Source organism: Pseudoalteromonas sp. Z9A5 (assembly GCF_011378875.1).
GTDB lineage: Bacteria > Pseudomonadota > Gammaproteobacteria > Enterobacterales > Alteromonadaceae > Pseudoalteromonas.
Map to the genome: position 1 here is coordinate 43662 of NZ_WTLC01000029.1, position 16618 is coordinate 60279.

The following is a 16618-nucleotide window of genomic DNA, read 5'->3' on the forward strand; positions in this document are numbered from 1 at the left end:
TAAAAATGCCAACATTTACAGGCGAACAAGCAACACAATACGATAGCCGCATAACCCGTTTAGTCCCAGGTTATGAGCTATTACATCAACTAACTAACGCACAGCTACAAGCAACGCTAAGCGACAATGCACATATTTTGGTAGTTGGGGCAGGCACAGGTAAAGAAGTGCTCGCACTGGCTGCATTAAATCCAACATGGCAATTTACCGCGCAAGATACATCAGCCGATATGCTAGCAATTGCAAAGCAGCAATTTGATGAGCAGGGCATAGCAAGCCGCGTTACTATTCATAATGGCTCTGTTGATAAATTATCAGTTAAAGCCGATGCCGTTTTATGTTTATTAGTCATGCATTTTGAACAAGATAATGGCGATAAAAAACAGTTATTAAAAGCAATTAAAGGCAGTCTTAAAAAAGACGCTCATTTATACATTGCAGACTTAATGCGAGTTGAAACACCATTTGAACGCGAAGCACAGCTAACAACGTGTGCACAGCTAGGTTTAACCGATACAGGTAAAACACAAATGGATCACGATCTAGAAAATGAGTTTTACCCACTTGATAGAATGCGCTTTAGCGAACTGCTAAACGAGTGCAAATTTGGCATTCCGAAACTGTATTTTAAAGCGCTAGGCTTTAGCGGATACGTTGTTTAGTTTATCTATCTAGAAGAATGTGGCTTACACCACTGAACTGTGTGCTTATGGCGCGGTATAGTTTTACATTCTTTATTAGAGTCGGCACCTGGCTCGCTAGCATATTGCGAGCTTGGCGCTACATTGGCGCAACCTGCAGCCAATAATATAGCAAATACGGGTATTAATTTTTTCATCTCATCACCTATTAAAATATGTTTTAAAGCGCTTTGCAGTTACTGTAAATACAAAGCGCTTATTAGTTTGCTAGCATCTCTCACCACTATGGTGGGTAGTTATGCATCTACAAAAATAACTTCGCCAGTAATAAAGCCATCAACCGAACGCTCAAACGCTTTACCTACAAGCTTGCCTGGTACTGGCTGAAAACCTGGCATCATCTCGCCGTATACGTCCCATGCTTCTTCAAGTACGGTAGGGTTAACCACATTAATACGTGTGCCACGTGGCATTTCAAGCGATACACATTTAACAAACGTATCTATTGCACCACTGGTTGTTGCATCGGCAATAGCAAACGGAATAGGTTTAACGTTTAAAATACCGCTAATTAGCGTAAATGAACCGCTATCGGCAATGTACTTTTGACCAATGCGTACAAGGTTAATTTGCCCCATCATTTTGCTCATAATAGTGCTCATCCACTGGGCTTCGCTCATATCTGCAAACGTTTCGTACTCACATAAACCTACGGTATTAACTACTGCATCAAAATGGCCTACTTTTTCGTACAGTTCAGTAATTGATTGCTCGCTGGTAATATCAACAATATGATCCACATCGCCCGAACGACCCGCTGTAATTACTTTATGCTTAGATAAACCGGTTAATGCCGCTTGACCCATTTTACCTAGTGCGCCTATTAAAATTACTGTTTTCATTGTTTGCTCCAATCATTTGTTCACTTTAGTGTGTAGGAGCATAGTAAGGGAGTATTTTAACAATTAGAAACAACCCTTTTATGTAAGAGATACAAGATAATTTGGTTATGTGATAGGTTAAATATTATTACTAAATAACACTGGCAGCAGCATGAGCAAGTTAGACCGATTAGATATAAAACAATTGCGTATTTTCCAAGCGCTCATTCGCGAGAAGAACGCCTCAAAAGCAGCGAGTAAATTGGGCTTAACCCAACAAGCAGTGAGTGAGCAACTAAAAAAGTTACGCGATGTATTTGACGATCATTTGTTTTTGAGAAAAACCACTGGTTTTGTGCCCACGCCCTACGCTGAAGAATTGTCGGTAGATATAGACAAACTATTAAACGACTTTCAGGCATTATTAGCACCTAAAATATTTGACCCAAAAACAGTTAATGATGAGTTTGTAATAGCCGCTACCGACTACGCACAGCAAGTCGTTTTACCAGCATTAGTTAAAGTACTCCGGGCACAAGCGCCAAATTTAAAGCTTATAATAAGAGACTTCGAACTAGACAGCCTGCACGATTTAATGGAAAGCGGCAAAGTAAACCTTGCTATTGCATTTCCTGACTATATCCCAAGTACTTATCCCATTATTAAATTGTTTGAAGAGCAACATATTTGTGTTACCTCGCCGAATTCATCAATAGCAGGAACTAAGCCAAGCCTTGCTGAAATCGCCAGTTATCCAAGTATTATTGCCTCGCCTTCGCGTCCAAATTTTAAAGGGTCTATTGACGATTGGTTTAAAAGCTTTGATTTAACGCGTAACGTAGTGGTGTCGGCACCGTGTTTTTCTATTGTGCCGATGTACCTAGAAACAACCGACTCTATCGCATTTTTACCCTCACGCGCAGTAAGCTCAGAGCTAGTAAAAATAGAGCTGCTACAGTTACCTGCGCCGTTTGACGTAATAGCCGCATGGCATCCGCGCTACAATAAAAACCCGCTTCATAAATGGGTAGTATCAAAGTTGGTGGTTGAGTGATTTGAGAGTTATTATTTGTAATAAAAAATAAAGCGGTTTTAATAAAGCTTTTAAGACAAGAGCATTATGAAACGTAGATCGATTAAGTGAAGCGCCACCCGTCGCTCTAATATCAACATCACTCAGCATGTTGCTGTGCCAGCAATCCTAACCAATCTCTCCAAGTGCTTTCATCGCGGCTTGTGCTTTGTTTGTTTGTACGAAAATGTGGTCGTGATAAAACGCAGCTACCACATTAGCACTAATACCATGCTCAGTGAGCTTTGCAGATACCGCAGCGGTTAACCCTCCTACCGCTTCAAGGCTTGAATGCACGTTAAGAGTAATTAAATTATATTTACTCTCAAAGGTAATACCTGCTTTATCGGCGGTTTCAGCTTTTAATATAAGAGTTAGACCTTCTTCTTCTACAAAAGTAGCAAGTGGCTCTAAATGAACATAATCAGCGAGCTTTCCTGCCAAGCAACAAAAAATATACTCGCCTTGCTTAAGCTCTGGCTGCATTGATTTTAATAATTGGTTTAGATCTAAAATTCCGGCCATGGTCGCTCCTATTAACCCTATTTAATTCACGTAGGTAAGTCTATTTTCTAACTGTTTTTTAATTAAACTACTATCTCGTATAGCTATTATATTTTCGACAATATTCCAAACACCGACCAATTTGTAAGGCTCTATTGGCGATTGGTTTAAGCTTAAATATTATAAAAGGAGTAAGTTTAAAGAGTCGCTTAGTTTTTAAGTTGAGCAAATTAACTTTCAATCATTTTTATTATTTTTGCAGGATTCCCACCTATAACAACGTTATCGCCAAACGATTTTGTAACAACAGCACCCGATGCAACAACTACATTATTACCTAAAGTAACGCCTGGATTTATGACTGCATGACCACCAATCCAACAATCATTTCCTATTGTTATTGTTTTTGCATATTCGAGCCCACTTCTTCTATCAATTGGGTTTATAGGGTGTGTAGCGGTATAAATTCCAACCTGTGGTGCAATAAAGCAATTGTTACCAATATTAACTTCCGCAGCGTCTAAAATAACGCAGCCAAAATTAGCATAAAAATTTTCACCTACATGAATATTTGACCCATAATCACAATTAAATGATGACTCTACATGAACTTGTTTTCCTGTTGAGCCAAATAACGCATGTATAATTTGAGCTCTTTCATCCAAATGAATAACACTTGTTTGGTTTAGCGCTTCCGTTTTTAAGCTAGCTTTTAATCGTAATTCAATAAGCTCAGGGTCACTTGGGTCATAATACTGACCAGATAGCATTTTTTCTTTTTCTGTCATAATTTAAAATCCAAATAATATATTTTTTATAAGTGGCAGATTCAGCTTTTAAGCTAAGCACCACTACCTTTGTTTAGTACGTGTGCATTTAGTTACTTTTAACTATTTTTTAGTTGTGCAACTAGCTCGCTAAGCCTAGCTATTTTTATATTACTTAGCTGCCTGTAATCAAAATACGGGCATACTATAATATTGTTGGCTATATCTATTGCAAATTCGTCGTCGAGCCACTCAAATTTCGCATTAAGCTTACCTTGTTGGAGTAAGCTTTTAGCGTGCGTACGCCCAGCAATTATGTGTAGCTGGTTTTTATTATTTGAAGCTTTATCTGTACAAGTAACAGTAATATTAGGCGCGCTAAATAGCAGGGCGGTTTTACTACTTTTTTGCAGTAAAAACTCATCGCGATATTGCTGCCAAGTAGGCGCTTGTTTAGCAAATGAGTAATACTCACTTGGTAGAGCAAACAATACTTTGGCGTACACGTTAAATACTTTGCGCCAACCATTACCGCAGTGCTGGTTTATGGTATTTATTTGTTCATTTATAACCGGTTCAAGGCATTGAAGTGTTTCAAAAAACGGCATTGGCGGCGCTTTTGCTACATACACTGCCACGCTAAATTGCGTATCGCCTAAGCCAACTAATTGGGTATTCAAGTTAGTTAGCCTTGTTTTGCGCTAAAATACGATCGAGATTATTAGCAAAATTTTGACGGTCGGTTTGACTAAGTGGAGGCGGCCCGCCACTCATTTCTACACCACTTGAGCGCATGGTATCCATAAAGTCGCGTACGTTAAGTATTGAGCGAATATTCTCCGTGGTGTAAAGCTCGCCACGCGGGTTGAGCGCCTGCCCACCGTTATCAATTACTTCACTCGCCAGCGGTATATCGCCAGTAATAACTAAATCGCCTTTTTCAATACGTTTCACTATTTCGTCGTCGGCTACATCAAAGCCTGACGATACTTGAACGCGGCTTATGTATTTTGACGGCGGAATACGCATTGCGTGATTAGCCACTAAAATAGTGTCGATTTTCATACGCTCTGCCGCTCTAAAAAGTATTTCTTTTATAACGACAGGACACGCGTCTGCATCTACCCAAATTTTCATGCTATGGTCATTTTTATTGCTTTAGAATTAAGACGATCCTATAGCAATTTTTTTTAATCGGCTAGCAAACTTTATATCCATCTATATTTAGATAATACGTACGATTTATGTAATTAAAAAAGGAGCTTACATGAAGGCTATTAAATACGGTTTACTTATTACAGGGTTATTTTTTCTTAGTGCGTGTACCAGCCCTCCAGAGGGAATAACACCCGTTAAAAACTTTGATATACAAAAGTACAAAGGCAAGTGGTACGAAATAGCTCGCCTTAACCACTCATTTGAAGAAGGGATGGAGCAAGTTACTGCAACGTACTCTATTAACGACGACGGCACAGTAAAGGTGCTCAATAAAGGTTACCTAACTGATGATAAAAAATGGGATGACGCAGAAGGCTTAGCCAAGTTTGTTGAAAACACTGATACAGGTCATTTTAAAGTGTCGTTTTTTGGTCCGTTTTATGGCGCATACGTTATTTTTGAGCTTGACCAACCCGATTATCAATATGCATTTATAACTAGTTACAACAAAGATTACTTGTGGTTTTTGTCGCGTACACCAACGGTTAGCAAAGAGCTTAAAAACCACTTTTTAGCTAAAGCAAAAGAGCTGGGATTTGCTACCGATAAAATCATTTGGGTTGAGCAATAAACAGTGTAAAGCCCCTTTACAGCTGTAATAAAAGTATCACCTCACTGTAAAGTAACTTAAATATACTATGGTTATGTTAAGTGTACTTGCCGTAGACAGTAAGTATTAGAAACACTAAATATCCCCTATTGTTGGCAAGCTATATAGCTTGCCATTTTTTTACCTAGTATATGGAAAAACAACGGATCACGCTTTTACTAACTAAGCCTAGTTTAAACCAACAAAAAGCCCTGTTAGTGCAATTATCGCTATATTTATAATACTTAGTATTTTTACATAACTAATTAAAAAATTATAAAAAATCATTATAATTAAGACACTTAGGCTCATAAAACCACAAAACAGTAATGCTCCATACCCTCCTTGAGTGGCTACAAAAAGCACTAAGCTTAGTAAAATACTGATCCAAGCGGCTAATAACAGCTTTTTACATTGGGGTTCTGTAGGGCGTTTTTTAAATACGCCTTTAAAGTGGTTAAACTTAGCCAGCGCAAAACAGTTAAAACTGAACAAACACAGGGAAAAACCAAGTAAATCAATCATGGTTTCTCCCTTTTAAGATTATTAGATTGGCTAGGGCTGATTGTTTTTGAGTTGCTTTTAGCAGTACGTAATTTTTCGGTTTGTATAAAAAATAATATACTAAACAGTAAAAACAGTGCATCAAAAGTAAATAAAGCCCATTGTTTTTGCATCAAATAGCTAACTATATTACCGTTAGTTGTAAGCGCATTAATAACTGGTACGCTTAAACATGCAACAGCATTTATAGCTGCCATAACTCGCCATTGCAGTGTATCGCGCTTTATAAGTGCTACAAGAGCAACTGCTAGCCATGTTAAAAAGAAGGCGAGTATTTCTTTATCTGCGCGCTCTGCGGTAGTTGGGCTAAGTAGTCTGTTAGCAATAAAAAATGCACACGTTGCCAGCGGGAGCCCCATAATAGTGGCTAGATTTAACCCTTCAACTAGTTTTAAACCAAACGACGGTTTAACGTTATTTTTAGTTCGCTCGCGAATTCGTTTAGCCCACATAATACAACCAGAGCCAATCATTACACAGCCTGCAATACCGCCTAATACGTATAACCAGCGCAACAACCACGTAGCTAAACGCCCCGTATGCATTGAATTAAGCGACTCGTAAAGCGCTTTGCTGCTAGTTAGTTCGTCACCAGTTTTAGCGACCATTTGTCCTGTAGCACCACTAAATATTAAGCGTGGTGCTTGGTCACGTAGTGTTTTACCTGCGCTTACCAATACGGTAATTGTTGAAGCTGCCATATTTGGTTGGTTAACTTGTACGCGGGTAATATCTGCATGTGGCCACTTAGTATAAACCTGATCTAAAATATTTTGAATCGGCACCATTGACGATTCGCCTTTGGCTTTATCGGTCATGGTGTTGCGAGGCGTTACATCATTAAAAAAGCCACGCATACCCTTATCGTAGGTCATTTCTGCAGGGTAAGGGAACAACATAAATATAAGCGTAATAATGCCCGTGTAAGTAATCATTAAATGAAAAGGAAGGGCAAGCACAGAGCTTAAGTTATGGGCATCTAACCATGTACGGCTGCCTTTGTTGCGTCTAAAGCTAAACATATCTTTAAAAATACGCTTATGAATAACCACGCCCGAAATAATGGCAATCAGCATAAAAAAGCTAGCAAAACATACAATCCAGCGCGCCGTTATTGCATCCATATAATGTAAATCATAATGCAACCGGTAAAAAAAGTTACCGCCTTTAGTATCTACAAAGGGCTCGAGCTCTTGCATAGTATTAGGGTTTAGCTGTGTGTTTTTAAACTGACTGCGGCGCTGACCTGGCTCTTTTGGTTTTGCATAACCATAGATTAAATAAGGAATACGCTGCTCAGGTAATGTAATACGCCAGCTTGGTGAGTTAGCTCCGTGACTAGCTAAGTAATCAAATCCTGTAATTATTTGTTGTTTTTGCGCTTCTATACGCTGTGTTTGGGCTTGTATATTATGTATGGCAGGTTGATTCCATAACGTTATTTCATCTCTAAAAAAGCTAAGAGTTCCTGCAAAAAATATTAAATATAATAACCAACAAACGAGTAACCCTACCCAAGTGTGTAACCAAGTCATCGATCTAAAAAAGCTGTCTTTCATACCCAATCCTTTAACATGGCAAGTAATAAAAGCTGAGTTACTATAGCTAGTAAAATACTGATCCAAACAGTTTTTAATGATCTAACCGTAAAAGCTAAAATAAACACAATTGAGTAAATTAAAATACTAACTGATACACACAGTAGCACTGCATCTTGCTTGGCTAGAGGCAATACAAGGCTAAGCAAAGCAGTTGTTATAGCCGTAAAACAATATCCACCTACAATGGCAATTAAAAAACGCATAAACACCGAAAAACGATATTTAAGCTTTGAAGGCTCTTTAAATAATTGCGAAAGCTGTGCACTAAGCGGTTGTGCCTGCATAATAAATTAATCCCTTATAAACGCCGAGGGTAAAAATGAGGCATTATTATATAGTTTATAAATACAAAAGATAGCTATTCTCATTTGTGATATTTAGGTTTATCGATCATTGTGCATAACTACTTAGTAAAATAATGATCCCAAATAAAATCAATGTATTGATCCACATAACTATAAGATTTAAGGTTACTCAATATATAAAATACAGGGCAAATATAACGATGAGCGATCACGAAAAACTAAATTATGTAGAATTTGCGGCATGCGACTTAGTGGCTACAAAAGTTTTTTTTAGCCATGTATTTAATTGGCAATTTACCGACTATGGTCCAGAGTACACGGCGTTTAGCGGGCAGGGGTTAGATGGTGGGATTTTTCAGGCTCCATTAAAATCACTAACTCAGCACGGGGCAGCATTACTTATTTTTTATAGCGACGACATACACGCAACCTTTAAAAAAGTAGAGGCATTTGGCGGAGTAATATTAAAACCTATTTTTGAGTTTCCTGGCGGTTGTCGGTTTCACTTTGCAGAACCAAGTGGTAACGAATTTGCGGTATGGGCGAAAGAACACTAGGAACTATAAGGGCTGTAGGGAATTGAGGCTTAAAGATCAGGATTTTACTAACTAATCGCTGTTTTAGATAAAATAAACCGATTTTTTACCAACTCATTAAGCATAAACAGCCAAAAAGAGTGTTTTTTAAGCATTTAAGGTCAAAAGTAAATGAATACGAGCCAATTAATAGAGCAAGTTAGTAAATGCGTGATCTGCGAACCTCACTTACCTTTAGGCGCTCGCCCTGTAATACAATTTAACCCAAATGCACGTATTTTAATTGCAGGTCAAGCACCTGGCACTAAAGTACATGAAACGGGTATACCGTTTAACGATGCAAGCGGTAATCGCTTACGTGATTGGCTAGGGCTTACAAGTAGTGAGTTTTACAACGCCAATAATATCGCCATTTTACCTATGGGATTTTGTTATCCTGGAAAAGGGAAGTCAGGCGATTTACCACCACGTAAAGAGTGCGCACCCGCTTGGCGTGAACAATTATTAGCTGCATTACCAAACATCGAACTAACTATAATTTTAGGTAAATACGCACAAGCCTACCACTTACCACAAACAAAAAAGTTACCATTAACTGAGTTAGTAAAATCGTGGCGTGAGTATTGGCCACACTATTTGGTACTGCCGCACCCAAGCCCGCGTAATAATATTTGGCTTAAAAAAAATTCATGGTTTGAACAAGACGTACTGCCAGAGCTTAGCCAACGCGTAGCCCATGTTTTAAATAAGAGCCCTAGTACCATTGAAGTAAAACAACTATAGCCACAGTAAAGCTAAAATTTAGGCATTAAAAAAGGTGGCATATGCCACCTTTAAATACTTTAAGCGTTAACTAATAACGATTAGGCTTATAGTAGTGCAAATAACTTTTGTAGTTGTGGCATATACTCGCTCACAAGTGCAAGGTTACTTTCACTAACAACTGGTTCGCTTGATTCAACGGCGCTTGACGCTTTACCAAAAGAACCCATCAACGAGCTAGCACTTGTATCTTTAGCGCTTTTCATGCTGCTTAAACCACTCATTACTTTAGTTGCTGTTTCTTGATTTTCAGTAGATAAACCTGATTTTAAGTTTTCTATGTACGCCATAGATACTTCAGTACCAACAGTAACTAGCTGCTCTGGTGTAAAACCGTATTGGCTAGTAACACCTTCAAAGCTTTTGTATAAATCTTGATCTTTAATCATGCTAAGTGCGCTATTAGCTAAAGAGCTTTGTTCGCCAACAGTTTGATCTGCAGAGCCACCTAGCATACTTGCTAAATCTAAATCTTTTAATGATTCTTGGCTGCTTGCCCAACTTGATACCGCTGGTAATGCTTTCATGTAGCTTTGAAGTTGACCTTCGTTAATATCTTCTGCAAGGCTTGAGAAACTCATTGCTAATAAGCTAAGTGATACAAGTATTTTTTTCATTGAGCGTTTCCTAATATTAAAGTTGTGCCAATTAGAAACTAATTAACGGCACTTGCCAATACAAAAAAATGTATTAGTCAGTTTTACAGTACAAATTATGGGGCGTTGTTAAAATCCTAAGATTTAAGTTGATTCACCACAAGTCAATGTACAGATGATATAATGCATTTTTGACAACTAGAGCTGAACACAATGTTAACAATTTCAAATACTGTCACTATAGATGAGTGGGAGCTAGAGCTTACAGCAATTCGCTCGCAGGGTGCCGGTGGTCAAAATGTTAACAAAGTAGCAAGTGCTATTCATTTACGTTTTGACATTAACCGCTCTAAGCTTCCTGATTTTTATAAAGAACGTTTACTTGCGCTAAACGACACGCGAATTACTAAAGATGGTGTTTTAATAATTAAAGCGCAAAGTCATCGTACACAAGAGCTTAATCGCGACGATGCACTTAAACGCTTAAAAGACCTAATTTTAAGCGCCACAAAGGTAAACAAAGCCCGTAGAGCCACAAAACCAAGCCGTAATTCGCAGCGTAAACGCATGGATAAAAAAACAAAACACGGCCAAAACAAAGCGTTGCGCGGTAGTGTAAAGTTGTAGCTTACATATTGTTTAAACGTAAAAAAGGCTGCAGTTGCAGCCTTTTTATTGTTAAACGATATAACCTAATCGTAGGTATGATGCCGTGTTACGCTAAAGCGATTAAGTAAATGATGCATAACATACACAGCACATAAGCTTAGAATAATAGCCACCGATACCGAACTAAAACGGTACAAAGCACTATAAATTAAATCCTGCCCAGGGCCTAAAGAGTTACCAAATAAAATACCAAATGTAGTTAACACGCCAAAACCAATACCTGGAATTCCGCCGCCTAAAATATGAAATCGTGCAAATACAAACGATAATATCCATAAAATAACCACCGGAAAAAGTAAAAAATCAGTGTGGCTATACAAAAACAATTGCGATAAAAGTGCGGCATTACACCCAATAAGCGTTCCAATGGCACGTTGCCAACCAGCCATTCCGGCAGCTTTCCAACATAAAGAAAATAAAATAAGCACCGATGCTGCTTGTGCAGAAATAGAATCTTGTAAGTCTAAAACCTGAAAAACCACAAACGAAAGCGTAGCAACACTAGAGCAAAGCAGTACTTCATGACGAATACTTTCTTTTGCTTTTGCAGGCATTACCCGAGCTGGTCTTGCTGTTACCTCAGGAAACAGCCCATGCATTAGCGCAGCAATAATAACCGTTAAAATAATAGCCAAACCATTTGTTAAAATAAGAGGGTAAATACTGCTGCCCTGATCAACATAGCTCGAAAAGTGCAGCTGAATTGAAAGGCTAACCACCCCTAAAGCACCAAATAAAAAGGCACTGCCACTGCTCATTTTATGAAATAAAATACAAAAAACACCAAACACTAATAACGTCATTACGACTGGTAAATGCGAAAAAAGCCCCTGCATTACAAGCACTATAAATGCGCTAAACGCCGCTGATGCTATAAATTGATTAATTACACCTCGGCTTAAAGTAGGCACCATGCCAAGTAACAACATAGGGTAAACAGTAAAAAATATACCATTTGGCCAGTTCATTAATTTACTAATAGCAAAGCCTACTGTGCACCCACCGGCAATGCGAAGTGCTTGGCGAAGGCCATTAGAGTCTAATTGCGGCCCTTGGCTAACAACTTGAGTCATATACTCTCCATTAATAAATGTAGTGTAACAAACTAATAAACCTAATTTGCGCAGCGCCTAACCATTGCCCAACTGTCGACTCTGGCAATAATTGCACCGTTGCGCGGGCACCACTTGGCATATTAGCAATTAAACTTGTATCGTTTATTAGCTTTAAATGAATACGCTGGCGTTGTGCATCACGTACCCAGCGGTTGCTGGTTTCGGTTGTACTAAGTAGTCCATTTGCACTTAACTGCCCATTACTTACACCGGCTTCAAAAGCTGTAATTTGCGCGTCGTAAACTTCACCAGGGCGGCTATCAAATACAACCTTAGCTAAGCTGCCAGGCTTCATATGCAGTAACGACTTTTCTCTAAAATCAGCTACTAAATCAGCTTTTTTTGCCACAATAGCGAGTAAAGGTTGGCCTGTTACAGCGTATGCGCCATCAAGTAATTGTAAGTTAGTAACAATGCCATCGCTTAATGCAAGTACCTGTGTGTACGATAAGTTAAGGTTAGCTTGGGCTAATTGGTTTGCTGCATGTCGCATTGCCAAGTTTTGCTCACCTGATTCACCACGCGCTAATATGGCTTCAGCTAATTGCGCCTCAAATGCAGCTACGTTTGCTTTACTTGCCTCATAATTAGCACGAATGCTTTCAAGCTCTTGCTCCGATATAGAGTTTTGCTTGTAGAGCTTTTCACCTCTGCTTTTTAATAGCTTTTGCTCATGTTGTTTTGCATTAGCCGCACTTATTTGTGCCTCAAGTGCTTTAACATTGGTATCAAGGCGTTTATTTTGTAATTTGGCATCGTCCAGCGCAAGTTGCGATTGTTCAAATGCTAACTTATAAGGTCCTTGGTCAATATTAAACAACACATCGCCAGCCTTTACAGGTTGGTTATTACTTACCAACACTCTGGTTACTCGACCGCTAATTTGTGGAGCAATTTGTACAACAGGATGGTACACGCGCGCCTGTGGCGTTACAGGTAAAAAAATATCAGCCATTAAATAGTAAATAAATACTAAAACAAATCCCACAAGGGAAAGTCTTACATAGCGCGCAAACTTTTGATCAGGTGTCATTTTTAGCCTTAATTTGAGATTTAATACAATTTTGTGCGTTCTTTTCCATTTTAACTAAACCATAAGCCATCGCGTCTAATTGCTCGTCAGTAAAACCACTGTATAACTGAGCTTTAATATGGGTAATTGTCTCGGTTAATGAATGTAAAACGGCGAAGCCTTGTTTAGTAAAATAGAGTTTTTTACTACGCTTATCATGCTCGTCTATACGACGAGTAATGAGCGACTGTTCTTCTAACTGTTTGAGTGTACGAGTTAACGAAGGCATTTCTATACCTAAGCTATGGGCCAACTCTAATTGAGTTAGTCCCTCGCCATTCATATTTATATGCACTAACACCATCCAACGTGATTGTGTTAATCCTAAAGGCTCTACAGCAATAGTAATCGCCTCACGACATACACGATGTACTCGCCCCATAGTGCCAATAATGGTTAAGTCGAGTGTTTCGTGAAAGGGAATATTTTTGACCATAGCTCTCTCATTTAGTTAGCAAGCTAACTATAATATCACTACTTAATAAGCAGCGTAAATATATAAGTTAAAAATGAATTAAAGGTAGGCAGTAAAAAGTACAATAAAGCGAAGGGAATCAAGACAAAAGCCGAACTCAACAAAACCGTAGGTGCGATTTTACATCGCGCTCATGTAACCTTAACCACTAAGCACCGAGGCGCAGATTTAACACAATTAATCACTTCTCAGTGGTGATAACAATCTATTTAAAGCGAGGTATAAAACCTCACCTACATCAATGCAAAAACCGCACTCAACAAAACCATAGGTACGATTTTACATCGCGCTCATGTAACCTCAATCACTAAACACCAAGGCGCAGATTTAACACAATTAATCACTTCTCAGTGGTGATAACAATCTATTTAAAGCGAGGTATAAAACCTCACCTACATCAAAACAAACACCGCTCTTAACAAAACCGTAGGTGCGATTTTACATCGCGCTCATCTAACCTCAATCACTAAACACCGAGGCGCAGATTAAACACAATTAATCACTTCTCAGTGATGATAACAATCTAGTAAAAGCGAGGTATAAAACCTCACCTACATTAAAACAAACACCGCATTCAACAAAACCGTAGGTGCGATTTTACATCGCGCTCATCTAACCTTAACCACTAAACACCGAGGCGCAGATTGAACACAATTAATCACTTTTTGGTGGTGGTAATAATCTACCTAAAGCGAGGTATAAAACCTCACTTACATCAAAACAAACACCGCACTCAACAAAACCGTAGGTGCGATTTTACATCGCGCTCACCTAACTAACCTTTCACTTAGAGTTGTTATGTAAATGCTTTAAAAGTTTAATAAATTAGCTGGCGAATATTGATCTGTCAGAACTTTGGTGTCAGCTGGCCAATCTTGTCCGTCTTTAGTGAAATCCATAAACTCACTTATTGCTTGTATGTCTATACCGTATTTTACTAGCCGTGGTGCTAATGCTGTTACGCGAGCGTTTATTTGCTCATTAGTAGGCGGCGTTTTAAGCCCCGCTAAAATAATACGATTGCTGCGATTTTCACGATTTACGTTTATAAAGTCGCCAAATACAGCGTGATAGGTTGCCGATTCATGTTCGTACAATTTGCTGCTCGAAAATGTATTAGCCGCAATTACACCGCCATCAGTTAATACACTTTGCACTTCTTCAAAAAACTCTTTGGTAAGTAAATGTTCAGGTATGTAGTCACCATTAAAAGCATCTAAAATAATCCAATCGTATTTTTCTTTTTTAATCGCTGCGCGTTTTATAAAAATACGACCATCTTGCACACTTGATGTAACCGCGTCGTTTTCTATAAAGTTAAAGTAATCACGTGCCACCTTAGTAACCGCCGGATCAATTTCTACGTTATGAATTTTCGCAGCAGGGTATAGCTCATGAATAACATTAGAAAGCGTACCGCCACCTAACCCTATAATAAGCACATTTTTAGGATCTTCGATCACTAAAAGGCTCGCAAAAGTCAGCTTGGTATAATTAAAAACGAGTTTGTCGGGGTCGTTTTTATACATACAGCTTTGACTGGTTTGGGTACTTTTAGAATTAAACTTAAGGCAGCGTAAGTCATGCGTTTCTTCAACAATTATATTGCGATATAACGAGCGTTCTTCATGAACAACCTCACTAAACGCAGAGCTCGAAAGCACAATTAACGGCAGTAATAAGTATTTAAGCATGAGCAAGCTCCTTTTTATTAACCAAAGTGTTAATAACAATAGCTAGCAAGCCGAGCGATCCAAGTGTTAAAGCAAAGGCGCTAATAATTGTGTTTACATCAAACGCGAGTACAAAGTAAAAAGAGGTAATAATAGTACCCAGTGCGCTACCAAGCGTACTTACAAAATAAAGTCTTCCCGCTACCTGTCCGCTTTTTTCGCTTTCGGTTACCAGTAAACGTACGGAGTAGGGTGAAATCATTCCTAAAATAATTGTTGGAATGAAAAATAATGCCGTTGAAGCTAAAAGCGAGCCGTAGCGACTATCTTCAATATGGGTAAATATAAATTCCATTATTGGCTGCGAAAATAATGTAATAGGCACCACCATAATACTGGCGACTAAAAATATTAAACCATATTTTGTTAACGACGCATTTTGAGTACTTAACTTACCACCAAGTAAATACCCAAACGACAAGCTAAGCATAAACACGGTTATTATACTTCCCCAAATGTGCACACTACTTCCAAAAAAAGGCGCGAGAATTCGCCCGCCTAAAAGCTCAATTCCCATAATGCAAAAACCACTGCAAAAGGCTAAAAAATAAATTAATGCGTTTGTATTTAAAGTCATGTAATTATCGTTTGGTAACTTAATAGATCTCTATACTAACGTGATGTAAACATGCCCGCCAGTGTAAAAATCATTCGGTAACAACCTTTTAAAAACAAATTAGCCGTGTTTAATATTAGCTGCACGTAACAAAGTAACTCTGCAATAAATTAAATTTTCTGTGGATAAACGCATAGCGCAGGCTAAAAGTGACTAGTAATATAGGGTTTAATGGCATCGCTACTTAATAATAAGCACAATTATGTTGGGCTACTCATCAGCACTTTGCATTTTTTAATGGCTTATGTATTTAGTGATACAACTTAAAAACTTTTATACTTAAGTGATATTTCGCTTTGAACGATAACCGAGCATTGGAGACTATAATGTATAAACCTAAAGGACTGTTATTGAGCGCAATGATCAAAAAATGCGGACTCATTGGCGTTATAGTTACCCCCACTTTTTAAGGCAAACATTTGTGGAATGGGCAGGCTTTTCTATTCGTTATTCGTTTTGGGCTAAAGCGTATTATGAGCAACAAAAAGCCAAGGGTAAGCCGCATAACAGCATTATTAGATCACTGGCATTTAAATGGATAAGGATTGTATTTAGGTATTGGAAAACGAATACACCCTACGATGAATCGACGTATTTAGCGGTCTTAAAACGCAGAGGCTCACCACTTTTAAAATTTGCAGTTAATAGCTAAATTTTACTAGTCGTCCACCTCAGGGCGTGTTGTTAGCATTCAACTTCCTCGATAACAAATTGCCCAGATGATTCCACCCAACTTCCGTTGGGAACGTCTAGGGCGTGTTGATCTTTGCGGTATAAAAAACAAACAGCATGAGGATAAGGTATAATTGAATTCGCTAAAAAACGTTACACCGAACCCTCAT

Annotated in this window: 22 protein-coding genes; 7 read left to right on the plus strand and 15 right to left on the minus strand. The window is 38.5% G+C overall.

The features are described from left to right. Positions 1-5: 5 nt before the first annotated feature. Entirely contained in the window at positions 6-662 is a 657-nt protein-coding gene (locus GQR56_RS14640) for a class I SAM-dependent methyltransferase (RefSeq protein WP_166112792.1), read from the plus strand. 5 nt (positions 663-667) lie between these two features. Here GQR56_RS14640 and GQR56_RS14645 read toward each other — a convergent pair whose 3' ends face one another. Continuing rightward, positions 668-838 carry a hypothetical protein gene (locus tag GQR56_RS14645; protein ID WP_158001083.1) on the minus strand — a complete coding sequence of 57 codons (171 nt, stop codon included), beginning with the start codon at positions 836-838 and terminating at the stop codon, positions 668-670. Between the two features lie 99 nt (positions 839-937). Beyond that, positions 938-1543, minus strand: a complete 606-nt coding sequence (locus tag GQR56_RS14650) for a short chain dehydrogenase (RefSeq protein ID WP_166112795.1) — start codon at positions 1541-1543, stop codon at positions 938-940. A gap of 151 nt (positions 1544-1694) precedes the next feature. Between GQR56_RS14650 and GQR56_RS14655 the strand changes: the two genes are divergently transcribed. Beyond that, complete coding sequence (locus GQR56_RS14655) at positions 1695-2576, plus strand: LysR family transcriptional regulator (RefSeq protein WP_166112800.1); 882 nt, start codon at positions 1695-1697, stop codon at positions 2574-2576. A gap of 147 nt (positions 2577-2723) precedes the next feature. Here the strand turns inward: GQR56_RS14655 and GQR56_RS14660 are convergent, their stop codons facing one another. The 4 genes from GQR56_RS14660 to GQR56_RS14675 form a co-directional block, all read right to left on the minus strand. Further along, complete coding sequence (locus GQR56_RS14660) at positions 2724-3119, minus strand: ACT domain-containing protein (protein ID WP_166112803.1); 396 nt, start codon at positions 3117-3119, stop codon at positions 2724-2726. A 209-nt stretch (positions 3120-3328) separates the two neighbouring features. Further along, a complete protein-coding gene (locus tag GQR56_RS14665; protein ID WP_024613121.1) occupies positions 3329-3886 on the minus strand; it encodes a sugar O-acetyltransferase in 558 nt (185 codons plus the stop codon). 98 nt (positions 3887-3984) lie between these two features. Continuing rightward, positions 3985-4545 (minus strand): hypothetical protein, encoded by a 561-nt coding sequence (locus GQR56_RS14670; protein ID WP_166112806.1) that lies wholly within the window; start codon positions 4543-4545, stop codon positions 3985-3987. A gap of 1 nt (position 4546) precedes the next feature. Beyond that, on the minus strand, positions 4547-5002 hold the full coding sequence (locus GQR56_RS14675) for a YaiI/YqxD family protein (protein WP_165727905.1): 456 nt from the start codon (positions 5000-5002) through the stop codon (positions 4547-4549). 130 nt (positions 5003-5132) lie between these two features. On the opposite strand from GQR56_RS14675, the gene GQR56_RS14680 reads away from it, so the two are divergent. After that, complete coding sequence (locus GQR56_RS14680; RefSeq protein ID WP_166112809.1) at positions 5133-5654, plus strand: lipocalin family protein; 522 nt, start codon at positions 5133-5135, stop codon at positions 5652-5654. A 207-nt stretch (positions 5655-5861) separates the two neighbouring features. Here GQR56_RS14680 and GQR56_RS14685 read toward each other — a convergent pair whose 3' ends face one another. From GQR56_RS14685 to GQR56_RS14695, 3 genes are read right to left on the minus strand one after another with little or no spacing between them, the layout of a single operon-like run. Further along, positions 5862-6197, minus strand: coding sequence for a DUF3325 domain-containing protein (locus GQR56_RS14685; protein WP_024611060.1), 336 nt, complete (start codon positions 6195-6197; stop codon positions 5862-5864). Continuing rightward, on the minus strand, positions 6194-7795 hold the full coding sequence (locus GQR56_RS14690; protein ID WP_024611059.1) for a PepSY-associated TM helix domain-containing protein: 1602 nt from the start codon (positions 7793-7795) through the stop codon (positions 6194-6196). The genes GQR56_RS14685 and GQR56_RS14690 overlap by 4 nt, the downstream gene beginning before the upstream one ends. Next, on the minus strand, positions 7792-8040 hold the full coding sequence (locus tag GQR56_RS14695; RefSeq protein WP_231613257.1) for a hypothetical protein: 249 nt from the start codon (positions 8038-8040) through the stop codon (positions 7792-7794). The genes GQR56_RS14690 and GQR56_RS14695 overlap by 4 nt, the downstream gene beginning before the upstream one ends. Positions 8041-8342: 302 nt before the next feature. Between GQR56_RS14695 and GQR56_RS14700 the strand changes: the two genes are divergently transcribed. Both GQR56_RS14700 and GQR56_RS14705 read left to right on the plus strand, forming a co-directional pair. Continuing rightward, positions 8343-8699 (plus strand): VOC family protein, encoded by a 357-nt coding sequence (locus GQR56_RS14700; RefSeq protein ID WP_166112812.1) that lies wholly within the window; start codon positions 8343-8345, stop codon positions 8697-8699. A gap of 150 nt (positions 8700-8849) precedes the next feature. Continuing rightward, on the plus strand, positions 8850-9461 hold the full coding sequence (locus tag GQR56_RS14705) for a uracil-DNA glycosylase family protein (RefSeq protein ID WP_166112815.1): 612 nt from the start codon (positions 8850-8852) through the stop codon (positions 9459-9461). A gap of 86 nt (positions 9462-9547) precedes the next feature. Here GQR56_RS14705 and GQR56_RS14710 read toward each other — a convergent pair whose 3' ends face one another. Further along, the gene (locus GQR56_RS14710; protein WP_024610978.1) at positions 9548-10117 is read right to left on the minus strand and encodes a hypothetical protein; all 570 of its coding nucleotides are present in this window, start codon (positions 10115-10117) and stop codon (positions 9548-9550) included. 192 nt (positions 10118-10309) lie between these two features. On the opposite strand from GQR56_RS14710, the gene arfB reads away from it, so the two are divergent. After that, entirely contained in the window at positions 10310-10723 is a 414-nt protein-coding gene (arfB, locus tag GQR56_RS14715) for an alternative ribosome rescue aminoacyl-tRNA hydrolase ArfB (RefSeq protein WP_024610977.1), read from the plus strand. Positions 10724-10788: 65 nt separating this feature from the next. On the opposite strand, the gene GQR56_RS14720 is transcribed toward arfB, so the two are convergent. The 5 genes from GQR56_RS14720 to GQR56_RS14740 form a co-directional block, all read right to left on the minus strand. Further along, positions 10789-11838 carry a DUF2955 domain-containing protein gene (locus tag GQR56_RS14720; protein WP_024610976.1) on the minus strand — a complete coding sequence of 350 codons (1050 nt, stop codon included), beginning with the start codon at positions 11836-11838 and terminating at the stop codon, positions 10789-10791. Positions 11839-11848: 10 nt separating this feature from the next. Continuing rightward, entirely contained in the window at positions 11849-12913 is a 1065-nt protein-coding gene (locus GQR56_RS14725) for an HlyD family secretion protein (protein WP_024610975.1), read from the minus strand. Then, positions 12903-13388, minus strand: coding sequence for a MarR family transcriptional regulator (locus GQR56_RS14730; RefSeq protein WP_024610974.1), 486 nt, complete (start codon positions 13386-13388; stop codon positions 12903-12905). The genes GQR56_RS14725 and GQR56_RS14730 overlap by 11 nt, the downstream gene beginning before the upstream one ends. Positions 13389-14236: 848 nt before the next feature. Continuing rightward, entirely contained in the window at positions 14237-15121 is an 885-nt protein-coding gene (locus GQR56_RS14735; RefSeq protein ID WP_024612169.1) for a fused MFS/spermidine synthase, read from the minus strand. After that, a complete protein-coding gene (locus tag GQR56_RS14740) occupies positions 15114-15737 on the minus strand; it encodes a fused MFS/spermidine synthase (RefSeq protein WP_024612168.1) in 624 nt (207 codons plus the stop codon). Before GQR56_RS14740 ends, GQR56_RS14735 begins: the two co-directional genes overlap by 8 nt. 460 nt (positions 15738-16197) lie before the next feature. Here GQR56_RS14740 and GQR56_RS14745 point away from each other — a divergent pair, with 460 nt between their 5' ends. Continuing rightward, positions 16198-16428, plus strand: a complete 231-nt coding sequence (locus GQR56_RS14745; protein ID WP_231613253.1) for a hypothetical protein — start codon at positions 16198-16200, stop codon at positions 16426-16428. Positions 16429-16618 lie beyond the last annotated feature (190 nt).